Below are 21,568 nucleotides of genomic sequence, written 5' to 3'. Positions count from 1 at the left end.
TGGCGTTAATCCTCAGATTGGATACCACCGATCGGCTGGAACAAATTATCTGCGGGGAAGTGAGAGCCGACGAGCTGGAAATACCGTCTTCTTGGCGTTGGAAGGCGAGCGCGATCTGGCGACGAAGAATAGGCAACTTGCAGCGCTTGGACCATGATGGACTTATGGCTATCTGACCGCGCTCAGCGTAAGCGCGCATTTCGGTGCGCGTCGTGAATCAGCTTAAGGCGGCCGGTCAGATAGACTGCTTTTTGAAGTTGAGGGCAGCAGATCGTCGATTTCGGAGTCCTCCGTGCGCTGAGGCAGTTCGGTGCAGACGTGCCGCAAACAGGCAAAGGGTTCGACACGGCAAGCACGACAGGTTAGCATGAAGATGTGGACGACGGCGCTGGCCTTGGCCCACTGGACTGTATCGCTGAAGAGATCCAACTCTCCTTGAGGGAGCAAAAATTCGGATGTGGCGTTCCAGAAGGTTGTTGTCGATCGGCACCTGCCGTCTTCGATGTAGCGCGTCAGATAATCTCATTGGTTGAGCGTGTAGGAGACGACATCCTCGAGCTTGGTGTCGGGCACGACCTTCGGTGCGATCGCGTCGAGCCACGGGTTATGGCTTATAGCTTATTTGCGTTCAGGAAAGGTGCTGAAGGAAGAGGGCAAGGATCCCACCAGCACTCGTATATCTGGGCCTATCGTAGCGGCAAGGACAGCGATCGATTATCAGCCCGGTCGCGTGCAGGAACACCGACGGGCCTTCCACAGCGACTATCGCGGCATCCTGATGAGCGACGCTACTCGCCTGGCGCACGTTGAAAGGGGCCACCGCGTAGCGGATGCCGAGCTCACGCCAGGGGACGCTTTATCGAAGCCCTTAAGGCGAGGAAGAAACCCGGCGTTCCGCCTGCCGCCCCTGGCGAACTTTGACCCAGCGACGCAACTGGTTGGCGTTCACGCCGTGCGCCAGCTCAAGGCCCGCAACAACCAATACCCTCGGTTCAAAGGCACACGTAGATCAGCCGCGCCTGCTCAGCCGGACCATATCGCCGCTTTCCGTTGCGAAGGACCCTGACGATCTTCAAATGCCCTAATAGGCTCGTTCCATTCAATGTCATTGTGTCCAAGTCTCCACTGTGGACACAGACTCCCTCAATGCACCGTAGTGCGGGGATTGATCCGCCACTACTTCATGCTGCGACGCGCCAAGCAGGAAATTATATTCATTCACGCCGCAAGCTGCGCAACGTCAACACGCTACACCGTGCTGCGTTCACCGCGTCAGCATTCGGTTCATCGAACAGCATAAATATTAGCCAAGTGGAATAACGCTTGTTGCTCGCGTCAGCTCTTACTTCAGTGAATTGTTCTCCACGTGTGGCTCGGGAAAACCTCCGCGCCTGAAAACTATTGGCCATAATGATGCGACTGGACAATGCGCTCTCATCAACGTGTCTGGCCATATTGAGGGGCTGATATGAGCAAGATCTATTTGAACGCTGGTTCGGCACTGGAAAATTTGTTGTTCAACGGAATGTTCATTGCCGCGGGCGGATTTGGGCTTTGCGGCATTCCTGAACTCCTGATCAGCGCCATCCGTGAGGCGGGCACGAAGGACCTGACGATCGCGTCGAACAATTGCGGTGTCGACGACTTCGGTCTCGGCGTGCTGCTGAAGACCAAGCAGATCAGCAAGATGATCTCATCCTATGTCGGAGAGAACGCGGAGTTCATGCGGCAATACCTCAGCGGCGAACTCGAGCTGGAGTTCAATCCGCAGGGAACGCTTGCCGAACGTATGCGCGCCGGCGGCGCCGGTATTGCTGGCTTCTATACCAAGACCGGCGTCGGCACCGTCGTTGCCGAGGGGAAGGAGACGAAGACCTTCAACGGCGAGACCTACGTTCTCGAGACCCGTATCGTCGCGGACCTGTCGATCGTCAAGGCCTGGAAGGCCGATGCGTCGGGTAACCTCGTCTTCCGCAAGACGGCGCGCAACTTCAATCCGCCGGCCGCTACTTGCGGCAAGATATGCGTCGCCGAGGTAGAGGAAATCGTACCGGTCGGCAGCCTCGATCCGGACCATATTCACGTGCCGGGGATCTACGTGCATCGCCTGATCCAGGGTCAGCACGAGAAACGCATCGAACAGCGCACCACGCGCGCGGCGGCTTGAAGGGCAGGGGGAGACATGGCCTGGGACAGAAACCAGATGGCGGCGCGCGCTGCCCGCGAACTCGAAGACGGCACCTACGTCAATCTCGGCATCGGTATTCCGACGCTGGTCGCCAACTATATCCCGGATGGCGTCCATGTGACGCTGCAGTCGGAGAACGGCCTGCTCGGCATCGGCCCGTTCCCGACCGAAGGTGAGATCGACGCCGATCTCATCAATGCCGGCAAGCAGACGGTGACAGCGCTGCCGCATTCGGCCTTCTTCGATTCAGCGCAGAGCTTCGCGATGATCCGCGGCGGCAAGATCGCCATGGCGATCCTCGGCGCCATGGAAGTGGCCGAAAACGGCGACCTTGCCAACTGGATGATCCCCGGCAAGCTCGTCAAGGGCATGGGTGGCGCCATGGATCTCGTCGCCGGCGTCAAGCGGGTGGTCGTCATCATGGACCACACCAACAAGGCCGGCGAATCCAAGGTGCTGAAGACCTGCACCCTGCCGCTGACCGGACAGAGCGTCGTCGACCGCATCATCACCAATCTTGGCGTCCTCGACGTCGTCGAGGGCGGACTGAAGTTGATCGAACTCGCCGAAGGCGTCACCGACGGCGAGATCCGCAGCGCCACCGAGGCGACAATCGTCAACTAAGGCCAGCGGTTCTTTGCCGAAAGGCTGGAGCCGATAGTCTGCCGGCTTCGCAGGACCATAGAGGAGACCACCATGAGCACCCCATCGATCGTCATCGCCAGCGCGGCTCGCACCGCCGTCGGATCCTTCAACCGTGCCTTCGGCAACACCCCCGCGCACGAGTTGGGCGCGGGCGCCATCAAGGCTGTGCTCGAGCGGGCGGGCGTCGACGCGGGAGAGGTGGACGAGGTGATCCTCGGCCAGGTTCTTTCCGCGGGCGAAGGGCAGAACCCGGCCCGTCAGGCTGCGATGAAGGCCGGCATCCCGCAGGAGAAGACGGCTTGGGGCATGAACCAGCTTTGCGGTTCGGGCCTGCGCGCCGTGGCGCTCGGCATGCAGCAGATCGTGGCCGGCGATGCGGATATCATCGTGGCCGGCGGCATGGAATCGATGTCGATGGCACCGCATTGCGCGCACCTTCGCGGCGGCGTGAAGATGGGCGATTTCAAGACGATCGACACGATGATCAAGGATGGCCTGACGGACGCCTTCTACGGCTATCACATGGGCATCACCGCCGAGAACGTCGCCCGCAAGTGGCAGCTTACCCGTGAAGAGCAGGATGAATTCGCGCTCGCTTCGCAGAACAAGGCTGAAGCCGCACAGAAGGCTGGCCGTTTCGCCGACGAGATCGTGCCGTTCATCGTCAAGACCCGCAAGGGCGATGTGACCGTCGACCAGGACGAATATATCCGCCACGGCGCCACGCTCGATTCCATGGCGAAGCTCCGCTCCGCCTTTGACAAGGAAGGAACCGTCACTGCCGGCAATGCGTCCGGGCTCAATGATGGTGCCGCCGCGACGCTGCTGATGACCGAGGCGGAAGCCGGCAGGCGCGGCATCCAGCCGCTTGCCCGCATCGTTTCCTGGGCGACGGCCGGCGTCGATCCGCAGATCATGGGGACGGGGCCGATCCCGGCCTCGCGCAAGGCGCTGGAGAAGGCCGGCTGGTCCGTCGGCGACGTCGGGCTCGTAGAAGCGAACGAGGCCTTCGCGGCACAGGCCTGCGCCGTCAACAAGGACCTCGGCTGGGATCCGTCGATCGTCAACGTCAATGGCGGTGCGATCGCGATCGGCCATCCGATCGGCGCTTCCGGTGCGCGCGTTCTCAATACGCTACTGTTCGAGATGAAGCGGCGCGGGGTTTCCAAGGGCCTTGCCACCTTGTGCATCGGCGGCGGCATGGGTGTCGCCATGTGTGTGGAAACGCTTTGAGGGGACAAGGTCATGACCTCCGCCGAGTACCGTCTCTGCGACGTATCGCTCGACCGGTCGTTTGGTGGCCGGGACGCGAGAATCGAGCGGGAGCAAGCGCTCGCGGTCATCGACCTGTTGGAAAGCAAACATTCATCCCGGTCGGTCACGGCGGGGGGGCCTTATCGCCTCAGGATCGAAGCGGTTGTAGGGCGCCTTGCAATACATGTCGCTGATGATCAGGGCGAGCATGTCGTCAGTCACCACCCGTCGATCACCCCCTTCCGTCGACTGCTCAAAGACTACATCCGTATCTGCGAGAGTTACTACGACGCCATCCGCCACCCAGGCCCTGAACTGCTTGAGGCGATCGATATGGGCCGGCGTGGCGTCCATAACGAGGCTGCCTAAGGAGGAACCCCAAGTGAATGCAATACCACATCGCGGCATACAGTCCGGAGAAACCAGCTCCGCGGGCTTTCTGGATAGCGTTGACCAGAACTTCCACCATGCGATGACGTTCCTCGACCTGCCGGAAGGCCTGTCGGAGCGGATCATGCAGTGCAACTCGACCTGCACGGTACGGTTCGGCGTCCGGCTACGCGGCCGCATGTACAGCTTCATCCGTTGGCGATCGGTCCACAGCGAACACTGCGAACCGGTGAAGGGCGGCATCCGCTATGCGTCGAATGCTGACGCTGAGGAAGTCGAGGCGCTGGCGGCACTCATGACTCAAATGCTCGCTGATCGATGTTCCCTTCGGCGGCTCGAAGGGCGCGCTGAAAATCGATCCGCGCGAATGGACCCCGCAGGAACTCGAGCGTATCACCCGCCGCTTCACGCAGGAGCTCAACAAGCGCGGCCTGATCGGCCCCGGCGTCAACGTCCCGGCGCCCGACATCGGCACGGGCGAGCGGGAAATGGCCTGGATGATGGACGAGTTCCGCCGCGCCAACCCGACCGACGTTATCAATGCCCGCGCCTGCGTGACCGTCAAGCCGCTGTCGAAAATGCCATCCATGCGGGCAATGCAGACCGCATCAAGGCAAACCTGGTGGTCGAGGCAGCCAACGGCCCGGTTACCTTCGAGGCCGACAAAGTGCTGCGCACCCGTGGCGTTACCATCCTTCCCGATCTCTACGTCAATGCCGGCGGCGTTGTCGTCAGCTACTTCGAGTGGGTGAAGAATTTGACGCATATCCCCTTCGGCCTGATGGAGCGGCGCCGGCGCGAGCGGCGCAACCAGACGATTGCCGCGGCACTCGAACGCATGACCGGCAAGGAATTCCCTGCCGATATCCGAGACGAGTTTCTCGAAGGCGGCGCTGAAATCGATCTCGTCCGTTCCGGGCTGGAAGACGTTATGCACAGCACCTGGGGGCGCATCGCCGACCTCATCGAACAGCAACCGGAACTCGGTGATTACCGAACCGCCGCCTACGTTGCATCAATCCGACAGATTGCCGATGCCTATGAAGCTATAGGGATATGAACTTCCGAGTTCCATAAGCTATCTTATGCGATGTTATAACATAACTCCTACGGCCCAAGTCAGCCGCAAGTTCGGAAACATACCGGAAGAACGTGCTCAGAAGATTTATGAAACCATGCGCAGACAGCTACTCAATCTTGACACCCTTCAGCCGAATGAGAATGAAGCGCCGCAATCGGCCCTGGCGAAGCTCTGCAATGGCCGTCGAAGAGCCATCGCCATGTGCATTGCATCCTTACGACCGGATGCAACGTCGATGACCGCCGCCATGTTCCGGCTTTACGACGTGTCGCTTGATGGTTCCTTGAGCGGCCGCAACTCGCACCTAAAGCGCGAACAAGCGATCGCCATCGATGACTTGCTTGAGTACAACACCTTTGTTCCCGTCGGTCATGAGGGCGGCCCCTATCGTCTCAGTCTTGCATTAGCGGATTCACGCTTGGCGCTGCACATCACGACGGAGGACGGCGCGCATGTGGTGAGACACTCCTTGTCGCTCACTTCGTTCCGTCGGCTGTTCAAGGACTACTTCCTGATCTGTGAAAGCTATCACAACGCCTTGACACACCCGAACCCGCAAAGGCTCGAAGCAATCGACATGGGCCGTCGGGCAATTCATGATGACGCCTCGGACGTGCTCCGAGAGCGGCTCGCGCCGAAGGTTACTGTTGACAAAAACACCGCTCGGCGGCTGTTCACATTGTTCTATGCGCTCTTTGCAGAACGCCACCCGGCAGCGGTTCGAGAAGTGCCACAACCCGGTCTGAGGAAGCTCTGCACCGGTGCTGGAGTGGGTATCGCCATCGGCATTGAAGCCTCGCGAGCGGAGCAACGTCGATGAGTGCCGCCGCGTTCCGACTGGGCCATGTGACGCTTGACGGCTCGTTCAGCAGCCGCAATCCCCACTTCGAGCGGGAACGCGCCATTGCCGTCTACGACCTGCTCGAGAAGAACACCTTCATTCCAGTCGGTCATGACGGCGGGCCCTATCGCCTCAGCCTCGCCTTGGCGGGGGCGCAGCTAGCATTGCATATCTCAACCGAGGCGGGAGCGCATGTCATGAGCCATTTCCTGTCGCTCGCGCCCTTCCGCCGGCTGCTCAAGGACTACATCCTGACCTGCGAGAGTTTCTACGACGCCATGCCAGGCGCGAGCCCCGCCAGGTTCGAAGCAATCGACATGGGCCGTCGTGCCATTCACAACGACGCCGCCGAAGTACTGAGAGAGCGGCTCGCGGCCAAGGTGATCGTCGACAAAGACACCGCCCGACGGCTGTTCACGCTGATCTACGTACTGCTCATGCGACGATCGCCGAGCGCACCCTCCAATAATGACAACGAAGGCGCAGCCCCGCGCCACCAATTGGGACCGAGTCGCGGTTTGACTAAAAGGGAGCATCGTGGATGAGTGTGCTCAGAAGTATTGGCTTCGAAGCAAGTTCGAATGATGCGATCCGGCGCAATCTTGATGCCGTGGAACCGAACTGGCGGTGGACGATCACGGCCCATTCGGATGAAGATTGCTCACTCAAGTTCAGGCGACAATATCTTCACACGGGCTCGATAGTGACCATCGAGCATTCCGTCGGTATCGGCGCCGTCGCCAGACGCAATACGGCGCGCATCAGCATCTATTTCGTGCTGGCCGGCGCGATGGAAATTAGTGATCGCACGGCGCGCTCGGTTCTGTCCATCCCCGCGAACCACGTTGCAAGCGCCTGCGAAAGTTCTGGAAAACGCTTGGCTATCGAACCTCACAGTTCGTGGTTGGCGTTCCACATTCCCGAGCCCACCTTGCGGCGACACTTTGAGGACTTGACCGGGCGGCCATATGTCCAGGAATTCGTGCTGCCGCCGATCAGGTTTTGTGAAGACGATGGGCTGGGCCTCTATCGAACGCTCAGACAGGCAGAAGAGGATCTTTCTTCCGTTTCTTCTGAAGAAAGACCGATATTGGCAAAAGCGTACCAACAGTTGGCACTGGCGAAGCTGTTTGCCAAGACGCCGCACAACCTCGCCGAGGAACTCGGGCGCGGATCGCTGACGGATGCCCCAAGGCAACTCCTCAAGGCCGAGGCCTTCATGCGGGAGAACTTATCCAACCCGATAACCATCGACGATCTCGCGGTCGCTGCAGGCTGCAGCCCGCAGGCGCTGCAGAGGATGTTCCGTAGCCATCGCGGCGACTCGCCCGTTGGCATTCTCTGTAGTTACAGGCTGGCTGCAGCGCACGGCGCGATCAAGGCCGGCCGAATGACGAGTATAACCGACTTGGCGATGAGCCTCCAGTTTTCCAATCTCAGTCGTTTCTCGGTTCTCTACAGGAGCGCCTACGGCTGCAGCCCCTCTTCCGCCCTGCGCTTCGCACGCGATGAGGGCAAGATGGATAACGTTGAAAGCGATGAAACCTGATGAAAGAGACGGACCTGGATCTCGCCATGTGGAAGCCGGTTGCAGTGAGCTGCACGACCGAGGTCTCCTCGGTCGAGACATGCAAGTGTTCGTTTCATAGCGGCCACATCATCCACGCCGAGCAACCGGTCGATCCTGAACATACTTCAACCCTAAGTGTGGCGACTTTTTCCCCGCCCTCTCAGGTCATTCGGATGTCGTTGATCTGTTTCAACGGCCCCCGCTTTTTCTCCAGTTTCTGCGTGTGTCAATGAAGTGTCTTCTGTGCCTGATTGGCCGGATCGGACAGTTATACCCGCAGTTGATCCCGCCAAGACTCATCCTTCTTCCGCCCGACCTCCCAGGGCGACCTGGCTGTCGTCGAACACGTTTCGGCGGCAGCCACCTTTTTCTCAATGCCGCACGAGGTGCGGCTGCCGAATCTACAGCTGATGGAGGCGTGACCTGACAGCGGCTCGAACCTGTGGCGTGTCGCTTGATAGCGCCGTGAATAGTCAGGCCAATCCTCAGCTGAAGCGGGAGCAGGCCGTCAGGAATACCAGGAGGAGCCTCAAGGATTGCTGCGATCTGGGCTCGTTGGCGGCAGGGCTCGTCGTTCAGCAGATCGGCCCGTCCCGCTCCATAATATGGATTTCGCGTTTTTTTCGCCTATCCGACGAACTATGGCAATGAAACCAATGGCTACATCAAGTGGAGGCTATGATTCTCATGGGTGACAAGAAAATAGTGTTTGTGGCGTTTGCCATCGAGGATGAGCGGTCACGGGACTTCCTTAAAGGCCAATCTCTGCACACGAAATCGCCTTTCGAGTATATCGATACGTCTGTCAAAGAGGCCTACGAGACAGATTGGAAGGAAAAGGTGCGCACGCGTATCCGGCGATCGCACGGGGTGATTGCTCTCGCCAGCAAGAACTCGCTGCGGTCCTCTGGTCAGAAATGGGAAATTCAGTGCGCGAAAGAAGAGAAAAAGCCGATCCTGGCGATATGGGTTTATAACGACGATCGTTCAAAGCTTGACGGTGTCACTACCGTTCCTTGGACCTGGGACAACATCAAGAACTTTATCGACAGACTGTAACGGGCAAAGGGGAGTGGCATGCGTAAGGCTTTGGTTGTGGGGATTGACTTCTACAAGCACATCTCCAGCCTCCATGGGTGCGTCAACGACGCTTATGCGGTCAAGGCTATGCTGGACCGCAATGCAGACGGCTCCGTGAACTTCGGCGTCCGGTTGATCACTGGCGCTGGTGACGTGGCGACGCGGCAAGAGCTGCGCGATGCCATAAAGGAACTATTCGAAGGAGATGACGAGATCGCACTCCTTTATTTTGCGGGGCACGGCTACATTGAATCGACAGGCGGCTATCTTTGTGCCAGCGATACAAAGAGCGGCGATGATGGGTTGGCACTCTCCGACATTATGATCTTTGCCAACAAGTCGAAGTCCCGCAATAAAGTCATTATTTTGGACAGCTGCCACGGGGGCGGAATAGCCCAGGATCCGGGACAACCCGCGATGTCAGAGCTGTCTGATGGGATGACAATCCTGACCGCTTCGACGGCGGAGCAATACGCGACAGAAGAAAATGGTTCCGGCGTGTTCACCGGTCTTCTCGTGGACGCTCTAGGTGGTGCCGCAGCCAACCTTGTTGGCGACGTGACGCCAGGTGGTGTGTACGCGCATGTCGATCAGTCCCTCGGACCATGGGCACAACGCCCGGTATTCAAAACCAATGTGAAGACATTCGTATCGCTGCGATCCGTCCAGCCACCTTTGGAATTGGGCCATCTTCGAAGGATTGCGGAGTTTTTTCCTTCGCCCGGTTATGAGTTTCCGCTTAGCCCGGAATATGAACCGGATAGCCCCAATCCTGACCCGGACAAGAACGCTGTTTTTGCCATTTTGCAGAAGTTCAATCGCGTCAATTTGCTGGTGCCGGTCGGCGCTCCACATATGTACTACGCAGCAATGGAGAGCCGAACCGCGAAACTTACCGCATTGGGTGAGCATTATCGTCGTTTGGTCGAAAGAGGTTTGATTTGATAAAGGTATTTATTTCCCATCAAGCCGCCGACGGCCTGCTGGCAGCTGATATTGCCCGGCGGCTCAAGACGCGTCATGAGATTGATAGCTACCTCGATCTAATCGATCCCAATATCCAGAAGGGCGAGGATCTCGCTCTGCATATCCAGACTGAGATGGGCAAATGTACGCAACTGCTGGCAGTAGTTTCGGAGAAAACTCAACAGTCTTGGTGGGTGCCGTGGGAAATCGGCGTTGCGACTGAAAAGGACTATCCTTTGGCCACATATGCGGAGGGTGCGACTCGACCGCCCGAGTATCTCCGTAAATGGCCATACCTTCGCTCCCATGCTGATCTTGACCTCTATGCCAAGGCATCCAGGGCCGCTCAGCGCAGCCTCATTCAAAAACGTGCCACGCTCAATGAAGGGGTCGCGCGGTTTAGAGCCACGCGCGACTTCTACTCGATCCTGAGGAAAGATCTCGGCCAGTGATGAGAATTGGTATCAGTGCGCATCAGAGTTGCGACCGATGTCGTGAGCTACGCAAGAGACATTCGGACGCCCTTCATTTGGCAGAATCCGTTCCGGCTTTGGCGACATGATGAAGAATAAAGGCGATGGGAGTGAATGATGGCTTTGACGTATAAAGGGCGGCCCTTCAACGCCAGTACCTTCGCAAAGGATATTGAGACAGCGGCAGTCGAGCAGATGAAGGAACAGTTGTGGCAGCGTTTCGCCTCCATTCGCCATCCGGAGACTGGCGAATTTCCGACCGTATTGGTTTTGGGAAACACGATCGAGGACCTTCACCTTAAGATTGAAGGCACACAATCTCTTCTTGACCATGTAAAGGAGCAAATGGACCGGGACGATAGAGAGGCCACCATTTTTATGGCAACAGACCAAACTCTGAAACCAAAAGCGTTCTTGAGCTATTCCTTTGATGACGGTGATATCGCCCGGCGGATTGCAAATTCGCTGATGGAGCACGGAATCGACGTTTGGTGGGCGGAATGGGAGATGAAGGCAGGCGACAGTCTCCGTCAGCGCATCGATGAAGGCCTCGCCGGATGTACCCATTTTATCGTGCTGTTGACACCCGGTTCGCAGAAGAAGCCTTGGGTTAATCAAGAAATGGATGCTGGTCTTGTGAAGCGCATTGCAGGACAAGCGCGATTCGTTGCCCTGCGACACGAACTGCCGGCGAGCCAGCTCCCCGCATTGCTTTCAGGGATGATGTCTCCTGAGATTACAAACGAGAATTTCGATGAAAGCATCCGTGATCTTGTAAACGATATTCACGGCATCTCGCGCAAACCCCCACTTGGAAAGGCACCAGCGACAACGCAGCTGCCCACCACCAGTCATTCGAAGACCGCAACGGCGATTGCGGAGATTTTCGTTCGCGAAACGAAAACGGCATTATTTGGAGATCCGCAGAAGGAAACCGACGAGCTCGCGGCAGTAATCGGTGTCTCGGTAGAAGACATCGAAGATGCCCTCTATGAGCTGGGCGACATGGTTACGGTTACCCTCAACAGGGTCCTGCCGAAGACCACGCTGTACACTGCCTTCGACGGCTTCTTCAAGGATTGGTCGCCCGAAAAGGATGCTCTTCGTTTAGCCGCCGATCTAGTCAATGATCCTTCAATGCCCCACAATACCGAAGAGGTGGCTGCCCGGTACTCTTGGGATGTTCGTCGCATGAATCCCGCTCTCGCATATCTCATGGAGCGGAAGCTCATCATTGATTATCGGACATTGGCGAACGACTGGTATTCGTTCAGGGTCGTGGCGACGGACCACACCCGCCGCTTTGTGAAGAGTCGAAACTAGCGGGCGATTCAGCTTGGCGATGCTTGCGGCGGTGGCCCAGTCGAAAGAACACGGTTAGCTCCCCGGAGGATGTTCACTATACGCCTCTAGGGACCAGAGACACGTTTGTCTGGGCGGAAGAAACATCTCCGAACGAGGTATCAATCTTGATAGGGTACTATGAAAGAGTGCCCCTTGGGGATTTGATTGAGATCTGCGGCGTATTTGTCCCCGATCCACTCCAGCGGGCTACGCCACTGGCCTTTTTGCAGGACCGTCAGTTTTTTATGCTGAACTAACAGGTACTTTGAGTAACCGCTACGCCTCGTTCCGCTGTCCTCCGGCCCTTTCTCTCGTTACGTCGGCAAGGCTCCCTCCGCCCAGGATTTCGTCTTCTATGGGCTGCCGGCCCGCGTCACACAAGCATGGGTCGGGACCGTCCTCGCCGCACGCGAGCGCGCGATGCGCGAAGGTCGTCGCCGCTCTGAATATGACAGCATTGTGTATGTTTTCGCCCATTGCCCCGGTCGATCTTGCGGATTTCCGCACACGTTTGTGTTGGGCTCCGGCGCTCGAAGAGGAATGCCTCGCTATTTCAGGGCGTTAATCGAGCCGCTGTCGGTTGGCATGCCGTTTGCTCGATAGCTCTACAAGGCAGCGGTGCTGTCGATCTTCGGAAGGTGGCCTGGGAGGCCCGGCCTGTTGCCGGACTAGGCCCGCGTGGAGGATATCATGATCGCACAACATTCCGCGGAGGTCCGCGGCAAGACACCGCTCTATCGGCATCTCTATGTCCAGGTCCTCGCGGCGATCGCTGCGGGCATCCTGCTCGGGCATTTCTATCCGGATGTCGGCACCGAGCTCAAACCGCTCGGCGATGCCTTCATCAAGCTCGTCAAGATGATCATCGCGCCGGTCATCTTCCTGACGGTCGCGACCGGTATTGCCGGCATGACCGATCTCGCCAAGGTCGGTCGCGTCGCCGGCAAGGCGATGATCTACTTCCTGACCTTCTCGACGCTGGCGCTCATCGTCGGTCTGGTGGTCGCGAATGTGGTCCAGCCCGGCTCCGGCATGCATATCGATCCGGCCTCGCTCGATATGAAGGCGGTAACCACTTATACCGAGAAGGCGCATGAGCAGTCGGTAACCGGCTTTCTCATGAACATCATTCCGACGACGCTGGTCAGTGCCTTCGCCGAGGGCGACATCCTGCAGGTGCTGCTCATCTCGGTTCTCTTCGGCATAGCGCTTGCCATGGTCGGCGAAAAAGGCCAGCCGGTGGTCGATTTCCTGCATGCGCTGACGCTGCCGATTTTCCGTCTGGTCGCGATCCTGATGAAGGCCGCTCCGATAGGCGCCTTCGGCGCGATGGCCTTCACCATCGGCAAGTACGGCGTGGCATCGATCGCCAACCTCGCCATGCTGATTGGCACCTTCTATCTCACCTCCTTCCTCTTCGTCTTCATCGTGCTCGGCGCGGTCGCACGCTACAACGGCTTCTCGATCGTCGCGCTCATCCGCTACATCAAGGAAGAACTGCTGCTCGTGCTCGGCACGTCCTCCTCGGAGGCGGCACTGCCGGGCCTGATGAACAAGATGGAGAAGGCAGGCTGCAAGCGCTCGGTCGTCGGCCTCGTCATCCCGACCGGTTATTCCTTCAACCTCGACGGCACCAACATCTACATGACGCTTGCCGCGCTCTTCATCGCGCAGGCGACCGATATCCCGCTGTCCCTCGGTGACCAGATCCTGCTCCTGCTTGTCGCAATGCTGAGCTCGAAGGGGGCTGCCGGCATCACCGGCGCGGGCTTCATCACCCTTGCCGCAACGCTCTCGGTCGTTCCCTCGGTACCGGTCGCCGGCATGGCGCTGATCCTCGGCATCGACCGCTTCATGTCGGAATGCCGCGCGCTCACCAATATTATCGGTAATGCGGCCGCGACGCTGGTCGTGGCGAGGTGGGAAGGCGAGCTCGACCACGCGCAACTTTCTGCGGCACTTGCGGGTGAAGCGCCGGTCAAAACCGTCCCGGCGACCGTCCAGCCCGCCGAATAGCCTCCCAGGGCCCGCACGAGAAGTGCGGTTTGGCGCGGTCTGGTTTTCCAGATTGCGCCCTTTTTTTGTTAATGCACCAGAGACGGTTCCTGCCTGTCACATACCGTTCAAACGCGTGCGCCGCCTTGACGGCAGTGCGCCTCGCGGATCGTCCGCCGGAGCTAGTTCGGAAAGGATAAGGGCCAAACTCCTCCGCCCGATGTAAAATCAGCATTTGCTGAAATGAGGAAGGACTCACTATGCCAAAGCGCAGCCTCTGCGGCCTGATCGCCCTAGCCCTCTTATCGTGCGACGTCGCCTATTCGAGGGATAGCACCATCCAGATTCCCGGCCACAAGTTCCGGACTGCGGTGAATTGTGTACGCCAGGCGCCGATTGGCAAGTTCGATCGCAAGTGCGACATTCCGATTGTCGGCTGGCGTGGCGCCGATGGCCTTTGGTTACCGAGTGTCGCCCAAGGTGCGCCCGGAGGGTTCGGCCTCTAGTCAAAAGTGTCATCGATGGCTTCGGCAAGCGTCTGGCGGCGGCACTTCGACCAGAGATCGGTCAGATTACCCGACACCTACTTGTCGATTTGTCGAGTCCGCGACACGATGCTGTTCGATCCCTACGCCTTCATAGGCCTTTGATAATATACAGAGAATTGCTCCTGTTCCCTCCCCTGCGTAGTTGGCACGACTTTTGAAACTCCCTTGTCGCGAGGCGGCAGGAGCTGCCAACCCGACTTTCATGTCGTGGATGACAACATCAATAAACATTCCATTTCTGAAGCATCTCGGACGGACGCAGTGCAAACACACTACTTAGATTTTAAACGCGCTTGCGGCGCTTACTGGCACTCTTCGTCGGCTTCACATTCGGACAGCCTGCCACCACGAAGCTCAACCCAGACGACGATCACCGCGAACTGTCAGGTCGATTCCGCGATCGATCCGGACTTCAGCTCGTCTGGCGTCATAAGCGCGGGCGCCGACGCCACGACCGCCCTCGCCGTCACATGCACCAGCGGGACGATCGACAAAAGCTGCTTGGCCCTGACACCCGCACGGTCGAATACTCGCGGGCCCCACTCCGGTTCGGGTACACACTTCGGTGTCGCGGCGGTCCTGGATCGACACCCCCCATCCTACGATATTCTGCCTCGCGCCGCTCAGGCCAGGCCCCAGCCTGGCACCCCCGATATCATAACCGAATCCTGACCTGGTGATTGTCTCGCCCTACGAGGAAAACGCATGCTCAACGAAGGCCGGACTGCGAAGTCCGAATTTGTCGGAAGTCAGCTCATCGATGTGGTTACGGCTATCGATGAAATTGCGGCGTCGTTCCCGAACAGGATAGCGATCAAACATGGCGCGGAAGAACTCACATATGCTGAGCTGCGACTGCTGTCGGACAAAATTGCGAACACACTGCGAGAGCGCGGCGCAGAGGGTAAAATCGTGGGGTATTTCGGTGAACGAAACCCTCATTGGGCAGCCACAGTAATTGCAATTCTGAAGAGCGGCGCAACATATTTGCCACTTGATCCGTCCTTACCGGCCTCCCGCATTTCTTTCATGATCGAGCAGAGTGGATGCACTCTGATTATCGGGCCGGAAAGACCGGAAGAGCTTGGCCTCTTTCAGGAAAACAGCACCGGCCGGCAATTCTTGACGGTGCAGACGGCGCTACGCGGTGGCCGTGCCTCTCCTGGAATGCCAGCTTCTGCTGAGGGCCATCTCGCTTACATTCTGTTTACGTCCGGTTCGACGGGGAGACCCAAGGGGGTGATGGTCAAGCGCGCAGGCCTGAACAACCACCTGAGGGCCAAGATGGACGCGCTCGAGCTAGGTGAGAAGGACTGTGTCGCACAAACTGCCTCGCATAGCTTTGACATCTCGCTGTGGCAGCTTTTGGCAGGGTTATGCGTCGGCAGTTGCGTCGCGATCATAGATGATTCGACAGTGAGATCTCCGACGGCCCTTCTTGAGGCACTGCAGGCAAATCGCGTCACAATTGCCCAATTCGTTCCATCGATGCTGGCCGTCTTCGTTGAGTATCTCCAGACACTCTCAGTCAAGAAGCGGTTTCTTCGTGCCTTGCGCAAGGTCTCCACGGTCGGCGAGCCGCTGACGCCTGCCTTGGCGCACGGGTGGCTGACACTCTTTCCTCGAGTCCCAATTCTCAATCACTACGGACCGACCGAATGTGCGGATGGGGTTACACACCATTTGATATCTCTCCCGCCCAGCACAGCTGACACCTATTTGCCCATCGGTAAGCCTATTGCCAATCTCAGGGTTTATGTCGCCAATGGATCGCGTCTGTGCAAGACGGGAGAAGTTGGCGAGATCTGTGTTAGCGGAGTCGGTGTCGCTGATGGATACATCAACGATGGCGTGCGTACCAAAGACGTCTTTTTGGCGAACCCGTTCACGGACCACCCATCCTATCGGCAGCTCTACAAGACCGGCGATCTCGGACGCATCAGGGCAGATGGCCTGCTGGAGTGTCTTGGTAGACGAGATCGGCAGATCAAGATCCGGGGGCACCGGATCGAACTTGGAGAAATCGAGTCTCGCCTCTGCGCTCATCCTTTGGTAAGTGCCGCCGTTGCTATCGCACCTGTCAACGAGAGCGTGAAGCTCACGGCTCGGGAAATAACCAACACCAACCGAGAAACTGGGCCAAGACGAATACTGGCCTATGTGTCGGCTCCTGGCGAACTTTCGGAGGGTGACCTCCGGAGCTTTGCTGCCGAAACGCTTCCTGGCTACATGCTTCCGGAGCGGATCATTCGTGTCGAGCGGATGCCGCTCACCCGAAACGGGAAGGTAGATCTCGCGTTACTGCCAGATCCGACAACGGTTCGCCCGGAGCAGTTGGGTCCGCTCGAGCAACCAAAGACGGAGCTTGAAAAGACACTACGAGCTATATGGTCCAGCGTTCTTCGGATCGAAGGCATTGGCGTCAATGACCAATTCATGGATCTCGGGGGCGACTCGCTCCGCGCGGTACTCATATTGGCTCAGATTCAGAGGCAGCTCGGAGCAAATGCGGATTTCAGGGTTGTTCTGAATGGGACCATCAGGTCGCTTGCATCGTCGATATCAAGCCAATCCGAAACGACAAAGAACGTGCTTCCCGCCTGTGGGAAGCTCAGACGGGCGCCCCTGACGCGAGTGCAAGAACACCTTTGGTTTCTCTGGCAGTTGGATCCAACTGCCAAAAATTACATTATTCAGGGCGGCGTGCGTATCCGAGGTGATATCGACCTAACCGCATTCAATAAAACCTGGAACGATGTTGTTGAGACGCATGACGCGCTTTCAGCACGTTTCATCGACGAAGATGGGCCGGTTCAGATTTTTGATGATCCGCAGAGCTCCGATATAGAGTTGGTGGACGCCACTCACCTGCCTCATGAAGAGGCCGAGGAGCTTTTGGCGGAGCTGCGGCGGACGGAGCTCAACAATCCCTTTGATCTCAGTCAGGGGAATTTGTTTCGTGCGCGCCTGATCCGTCTTGGCGCCGACGACCATCTCATGCTGATAACCGCGCACGAAATCATCATAGATGCATGGTCAATCTCTGTCCTGCTCAGAGATTTACAAACGAGATACTCCAATGCCGCTGCAGTTTCTCCAGCAGATCGCCCTTCACTCTCGACCTATGCGCTCTGGGAAAGTGTACATGTCACACCGGAGTCGCTGAGTGATCAGCGGCGCTATTGGCGTCGTCAGCTAGGCGACAATCCTCCCGTACTTTCGCTCGGGAATGATCGACTGCGGTCGAAAGTAAGCTCCTACCGCGGGAACTCGCATGCGATTCTCCTTGGCGGCGAACTGTCTGATCAAGTGCGAGATTTTGCGCGCCGGCACAGGTGCACGACCTCCACAATCCTATTGGCATGCTTCAAGCTGCTGTTGCGGATGTATAGCGGCCAAGACGATGTGATCGTTGGCATACCGCACGTGGTGCGCAGCCAGCCAGGCACCGAGGAGATCGTGGGATTTTTCCTCAACATGCTGCCAATTCGAACCACGATCGACGTCAATAAGTCCTTCGCGGCTCACGTAACTCACGTGCAGGACCTCATAAGCGATGCGATCGCGAACTCGGCGTATCCATTTAGCTGGATGGTCAGGGATACCCGACTCCACCGCGAGCCCGGTCGATCGCCGATCTTCCAAGTCATGTTCAACATGTACTCCGAGCCTGCGGAACCCCCTGCCAAATGCGATTTGGAACTGACATTTCGCGAATACGACACAGGTTATGTGAAATTCGATCTAACGCTTTACGCGCAGGACGAAGGCGATGCAATTGCATTGCAACTGGCTTATGCGGAAGACGTATTTTCGAGCGATGTCATCGCTCGCATGGCCGATAATCTTCGCCATCTCCTTGCTGCCTGTGTCGAGAGATCGGCCGAGCCGATTGTCGCCCTGAGCAGCCTCAGCTCGTCGGACGTCGCCATTCTAAGCTCGCTCAACGCCGATGAACGGTCATATGAGAACGAGCCTTCGCTTGTAGAAGCGTTCGATCAGGTGAGCGCTTCAAATATAGATCGGGTGGCTTACTTCGGTGAGTTCGGAGCAATCACGTTTGGCCAACTGCGCGAACGCATGGCTGCGATCCGGTCCGTTCTGCGAACGTGCGGTGTGGGGCCGGGTGACATCGTTGCGATGCTGGTCGACAGGTCGCCGGATGTAGCGGCCACAACTTTGGCCATCCGGGATTTGCGGGCAACTGCCGTGCCTATATCGCCAGATTACCCGGAGGAACGGGTCGGCCATATTCTGAGGGACAGTGGCGCGAAGCTGCTTGTTCACGCCAGCGAGGACGAAGAGGTCGATTTCGGTGTGCCGTGCGTTAATCTGTCTACCCTGGAGGCTAGATACGCCCCCGGACGGCTCACGCACCGAACTGTCGAATTGGCCGATGAGGGCGCAGCCAGCCTGATATACACTTCATCGTCGACGGGTAAGGCGAAGGGCGTTCTCATACCGGAATCCGCAATACTCAATCGACTGAACTGGATGTGGCGATGCTTTCCCTTTGATCGCTTCGACGTGATGGCTATACAGAAGTCAGCGGCACTTGTTGCTGCAGCATGGGAGTACTTTGGAGGGCTCCTCAAGGGGGTGCCCACGCTGATCCTGACCCATGAGCAGTTGCACGACCCCGACCTCTTGTTGAGGGCATTGGCACGGCATCACGTCACGCGGTTGTTTGCTTCTCCGCCTATTCTGTCCGGTTTAATTGCCGCTCAAAAGCGACTGCAGAAAATGACCAACCTGCGCCTGGTAACAAGCAGCGCTGAACCGATGCCGCCTTCGCTTCCTTTTCGTTGGCGAGAGTGTTTTCCAGATGTGCCGCTGTGGAATTTTTATGGCACGACAGAGTGCGCGTCTAATGCAGCGGTGTACGGAACATCCGACGCCGACGATGGCTCTTCAGCTGTGCCCGTCGGGCGCCCGATCGATAATGTGAGAATGTACGTCCTTGACGCACAGTTGAAGCGGGTTCCCGTCGGAGTCGCAGGTGAACTCTGTGTGGCAGGACGCTGCGTGAGCGCGGGATATTGGAAGGATCCAGAGCGAACACAACACTGTTTCGTTCCAAATCCGTACGATGAAGGTCAATACAGCGTCCTTTATCGGAGTGGTGATATCGCCCGCATCTCAGCCAAAGGTCTTCTGGAGATTTGCGGTCGAGCGGACAATCAAGTCCAGCTTCGGGGGTTTCGAATTGAGCTTGAGGAGATTGAGACGGCACTCGTATCTCATCCTGGCATCACGCAGGCCGCCGCATTTGTAAAGGGCGAGGATGATGATCGGCGACTGGTTGCCCTTGTGGTCCCAGCTGACGATGGCCTGAACTCAGGAGACATTGTGGGCCACCTGCGGCAGACACTGCCATCTTACATGATCCCATCCGATGTTCAGGCGGTGCACCATATGCCGCTCACAGCGAGCGGGAAGATAGATCGGGCTCGTCTCCCTTCCGTCTCATCCCGCGAAATGCAAAAGGCCAAGTCCGCTGAGCCAAGGACGGAGAGGGAGCGACTTCTCGCCGATATCTGGCAAGAGCTGTTGGGCGCTAAATCTATTGGCATCGATGATAGCTTCTTTGATATCGGTGGAAATTCGCTTCTGAGTGTGCGGTGCGTTACACTGGCGCGCAAAGCGGGACTGAGCCTAACAGTCAACCAAGTGCACCGGACACCAACCATCAGGGAACTGGCAACGTACAAAACCTCGGCCGCGACATCTGCCTTATCGGCTTCCGATGGACCGCTTCCAGTGACCCCTGCGGTCTCACATTGGAATCGTTGTGTCGGAATCGGCGAGCACTACAACATTGTTGATCTCTTCTTCATGCCCGCCGGCATCTTGAATGTCTCCATTCTTGAACGTGCACTTGCGCATGTCATCGGCCGGGAGGAAGCACTGAGGCTCCGAGTCGCTGAAACGGAGAGCGGCCTATCTCAGGTAATCGGATCGATACCAGATCCCATCGTAGAAGAAATCAACCTTGTCGGCATGGCCGCAGCGCAACAACTCACGGCCATCGAGCAGGCCTGCGCGGAGCGTCAGCGCACATTTCGATTTGACGGTCGGACACCTCTTATCAGAGTCTCAGCCTTCCGGACATCAGAGAGTGGCGATTACTATTTGCTTGTTTTGCTGCACCACTTTGTAGCAGACGGGGTTGGATACAGGCTGTTCCTGAATGCACTCGAAGCAGCCTATGATTCGTTTGCTGCCGGCCGGACTACTGCAGATCCAGAGACGACGCCCCTATCTCTATGGCTGCAGCGATTGGATAATTACGCGAATGGCGAAGCGGCAACCGAGCTCGAGCATTGGGAGGGCATACGGTATGACCTGTTTGACATAGGTGTGAGCGACACTGGGTCGGATGCCGCGGGGTTTTCTGCTGAAACTGCGAGGTGGCTCCACTATGCGGGCTCTGAGGAACATATCGATGAAGAATTCTGCAGACCACTTTGGAAAGATCAGGCCACCTATCATCTAAGGATCAGCGAGGAGACAACGGGGAAACTTCTCAAGGTTGCGGCGGCGTCTGCTCAATGCGAGGATTTTGATCTAGTGCTTGCGGCTATTTCGGGGGCATTTGGCCGCGCTTTCGGAAATTACTCCCTCTGGATCGACAGCCTCACTTCGACCAGGGGACAGCTGTTCGACGACATCGACCCGTCTCAGATCATTGGCTATATCGGTGAACTGGTGCCGCTTCCGTTATACCTTACCGGAACGGAGTCTCATCCCGACCGCGCCCGCTCCATATATCAGCAGCGCAGCTCGTTGCCTCGCCGGGGCATAGGTTTCCGAGCTTTGAAGTTCTTGAATCGCCATCCCGCCGTGCGGGACCGCATCGATCGCCTGCCGTTACCCCGCATCGGATTGAACTATCGAGCGAGACTCCAACGTCATTATCCGCGCCGTCTGTTATCCAGAGATCCACACCCATTGTGGATCGGCGAAGATATGGATCAGTCAGTTATGAACTATCTCTTCTGGTTTCGCGTCGGGTACCAATCGGGCGAACTACAAATCGAAGTGAGATACGATCCACGACAAGTTGGCTACGAAACGACCCGCAACCTCTGCACGATCTTGCGCGAGGAACTCATACAGACTGTCGATGCATTTCGAGAATTCGGTCAAACAGGCAATGACGGATGAGGCCGTCGGAGCCACCGATAAAGGGT

13 protein-coding genes and 3 pseudogenes are annotated in these 21,568 nt (G+C 57.7%); 15 read left to right on the top strand and 1 reads right to left on the bottom strand.

The genetic code is table 11. The features are described 5' to 3' along the window. Nucleotides 1–222: 222 nt before the first annotated feature. Nucleotides 223–600: pseudogene (locus RB548_RS23800) on the bottom strand (IS66 family transposase); the annotation flags it as partial. A 34-nt stretch (nt 601–634) separates the two neighbouring features. Here RB548_RS23800 and RB548_RS23795 point away from each other — a divergent pair. From RB548_RS23795 to RB548_RS23725, 15 genes and pseudogenes are all read left to right on the top strand, one after another. Then, nucleotides 635–900: pseudogene (locus tag RB548_RS23795) on the top strand (IS66 family transposase); the annotation flags it as partial. Nucleotides 901–1,468: 568 nt separating this feature from the next. Then, nucleotides 1,469–2,167, top strand: a complete 699-nt coding sequence (locus RB548_RS23790) for a CoA transferase subunit A (protein WP_331375454.1) — start codon at nt 1,469–1,471, stop codon at nt 2,165–2,167. Between the two features lie 15 nt (nt 2,168–2,182). Beyond that, a complete protein-coding gene (locus RB548_RS23785) occupies nt 2,183–2,812 on the top strand; it encodes a CoA transferase subunit B (protein ID WP_331375453.1) in 630 nt (209 codons plus the stop codon). Between the two features lie 72 nt (nt 2,813–2,884). Then, nucleotides 2,885–4,066: an acetyl-CoA C-acetyltransferase gene (locus tag RB548_RS23780; RefSeq protein WP_331375452.1), complete on the top strand. Its 1,182-nt coding sequence runs from the start codon at nt 2,885–2,887 to the stop codon at nt 4,064–4,066. Between the two features lie 12 nt (nt 4,067–4,078). Then, nucleotides 4,079–4,456: a UPF0262 family protein gene (locus tag RB548_RS23775; RefSeq protein ID WP_331375451.1), complete on the top strand. Its 378-nt coding sequence runs from the start codon at nt 4,079–4,081 to the stop codon at nt 4,454–4,456. A 103-nt stretch (nt 4,457–4,559) separates the two neighbouring features. Then, nucleotides 4,560–5,537 (top strand): annotated as a pseudogene (locus RB548_RS23770) (Glu/Leu/Phe/Val family dehydrogenase). A gap of 256 nt (nt 5,538–5,793) precedes the next feature. Then, entirely contained in the window at nt 5,794–6,378 is a 585-nt protein-coding gene (locus tag RB548_RS23765) for a UPF0262 family protein (RefSeq protein ID WP_331375450.1), read from the top strand. Continuing rightward, on the top strand, nt 6,375–6,944 hold the full coding sequence (locus RB548_RS23760) for a UPF0262 family protein (protein ID WP_331375449.1): 570 nt from the start codon (nt 6,375–6,377) through the stop codon (nt 6,942–6,944). Before RB548_RS23765 ends, RB548_RS23760 begins: the two co-directional genes overlap by 4 nt. Further along, complete coding sequence (locus tag RB548_RS23755; protein ID WP_331375448.1) at nt 6,941–7,948, top strand: helix-turn-helix transcriptional regulator; 1,008 nt, start codon at nt 6,941–6,943, stop codon at nt 7,946–7,948. Before RB548_RS23760 ends, RB548_RS23755 begins: the two co-directional genes overlap by 4 nt. A gap of 708 nt (nt 7,949–8,656) precedes the next feature. Continuing rightward, nucleotides 8,657–9,028, top strand: coding sequence for a TIR domain-containing protein (locus RB548_RS23750; protein ID WP_331375447.1), 372 nt, complete (start codon nt 8,657–8,659; stop codon nt 9,026–9,028). A gap of 18 nt (nt 9,029–9,046) precedes the next feature. Beyond that, entirely contained in the window at nt 9,047–9,994 is a 948-nt protein-coding gene (locus RB548_RS23745; protein ID WP_331375446.1) for a caspase family protein, read from the top strand. Continuing rightward, nucleotides 9,991–10,467 (top strand): toll/interleukin-1 receptor domain-containing protein, encoded by a 477-nt coding sequence (locus tag RB548_RS23740; RefSeq protein WP_331375445.1) that lies wholly within the window; start codon nt 9,991–9,993, stop codon nt 10,465–10,467. Before RB548_RS23745 ends, RB548_RS23740 begins: the two co-directional genes overlap by 4 nt. 138 nt (nt 10,468–10,605) lie before the next feature. Next, a complete protein-coding gene (locus tag RB548_RS23735) occupies nt 10,606–11,811 on the top strand; it encodes a toll/interleukin-1 receptor domain-containing protein (protein WP_331375444.1) in 1,206 nt (401 codons plus the stop codon). Nucleotides 11,812–12,522: 711 nt separating this feature from the next. Further along, on the top strand, nt 12,523–13,848 hold the full coding sequence (locus RB548_RS23730; protein WP_331375443.1) for a dicarboxylate/amino acid:cation symporter: 1,326 nt from the start codon (nt 12,523–12,525) through the stop codon (nt 13,846–13,848). A gap of 1,232 nt (nt 13,849–15,080) precedes the next feature. Further along, nucleotides 15,081–21,542: an amino acid adenylation domain-containing protein gene (locus tag RB548_RS23725; RefSeq protein WP_331375747.1), complete on the top strand. Its 6,462-nt coding sequence runs from the start codon at nt 15,081–15,083 to the stop codon at nt 21,540–21,542. Nucleotides 21,543–21,568: the final 26 nt, after the last annotated feature.

This window comes from Sinorhizobium chiapasense (genome assembly GCF_036488675.1).
Taxonomy (GTDB): Bacteria; Pseudomonadota; Alphaproteobacteria; order Rhizobiales; family Rhizobiaceae; genus Sinorhizobium; species Sinorhizobium chiapasense.
Note: the sequence above shows the minus strand (reverse complement) of the source record. Positions and strands in the feature narration are given on the sequence as shown.

Coding starts and splice junctions, on each gene's coding strand:
- RB548_RS23785 (WP_331375453.1), top strand. CDS start 2,183: ATGGCCTGGGACAGAAACCAGATGGCGGCGCGCGCTGCCCGCGAACTC.
- RB548_RS23760 (WP_331375449.1), top strand. CDS start 6,375: ATGAGTGCCGCCGCGTTCCGACTGGGCCATGTGACGCTTGACGGCTCG.
- RB548_RS23790 (WP_331375454.1), top strand. CDS start 1,469: ATGAGCAAGATCTATTTGAACGCTGGTTCGGCACTGGAAAATTTGTTG.
- RB548_RS23725 (WP_331375747.1), top strand. CDS start 15,081: ATGCTCAACGAAGGCCGGACTGCGAAGTCCGAATTTGTCGGAAGTCAG.
- RB548_RS23735 (WP_331375444.1), top strand. CDS start 10,606: ATGGCTTTGACGTATAAAGGGCGGCCCTTCAACGCCAGTACCTTCGCA.
- RB548_RS23750 (WP_331375447.1), top strand. CDS start 8,657: ATGGGTGACAAGAAAATAGTGTTTGTGGCGTTTGCCATCGAGGATGAG.
- RB548_RS23780 (WP_331375452.1), top strand. CDS start 2,885: ATGAGCACCCCATCGATCGTCATCGCCAGCGCGGCTCGCACCGCCGTC.
- RB548_RS23745 (WP_331375446.1), top strand. CDS start 9,047: ATGCGTAAGGCTTTGGTTGTGGGGATTGACTTCTACAAGCACATCTCC.
- RB548_RS23775 (WP_331375451.1), top strand. CDS start 4,079: ATGACCTCCGCCGAGTACCGTCTCTGCGACGTATCGCTCGACCGGTCG.
- RB548_RS23755 (WP_331375448.1), top strand. CDS start 6,941: ATGAGTGTGCTCAGAAGTATTGGCTTCGAAGCAAGTTCGAATGATGCG.
- RB548_RS23765 (WP_331375450.1), top strand. CDS start 5,794: ATGACCGCCGCCATGTTCCGGCTTTACGACGTGTCGCTTGATGGTTCC.
- RB548_RS23730 (WP_331375443.1), top strand. CDS start 12,523: ATGATCGCACAACATTCCGCGGAGGTCCGCGGCAAGACACCGCTCTAT.